Here is a 472-nt window from a genome sequence, read left to right as displayed (position 1 = left end):
GGCGCGCACACCCCCTCCCACCGGCCCCGGCCCCTGGCTGTCGAATCCTGCAATCAGCCTCCGCCCACTCCCCGGCGCCCCACGGTGCGCCCCGCCACGGAGCGAACCAGCTCGGTGGAATAGTTGTTGCGGTTCTGTCTGATCAAGCATCTGAGTCGATTCAGGCAGGTGGGATCATGAGCACTCTGAGCAAGTCGCCAATCGCGATTCTCAAGGCGGCTCACGAGGTCGCCCGCGGCGTGCTGCCGGATTACAGCCATCGCAACAGTCCCAAGACGTTCACCCAGCCGCAGCTCTTCGCCTGCATCGTCCTGAAGCTGGCCGAGGCCGACGATTACCGCGGCATCGCGGCCAAGCTGGCCGACAGCCCGAGCTGGCGTGAGGCGATCGGCCTGCGGTCGACGCCTGAGTTCAGCACCCTGCAGAAGGCCTATCACCGGCTGCGACGCAGCGGCCGGGCGCAGCGAATCTG

At 66.9% G+C, this 472-nt stretch carries 1 pseudogene; it reads left to right on the top strand.

Features of this window, described 5'->3' with window-relative positions:
• Positions 1-176: 176 nt before the first annotated feature.
• A pseudogene (locus tag AB1L30_RS00900) lies at positions 177-472 on the top strand (hypothetical protein); the annotation flags it as partial.

Source organism: Bremerella sp. JC817 (genome assembly GCF_040718835.1).
GTDB lineage: Bacteria > Planctomycetota > Planctomycetia > Pirellulales > Pirellulaceae > Bremerella.
The sequence above is the reverse complement of the archived record's forward strand: the minus strand, read 5'-3'. Positions and strand labels throughout refer to the sequence as shown.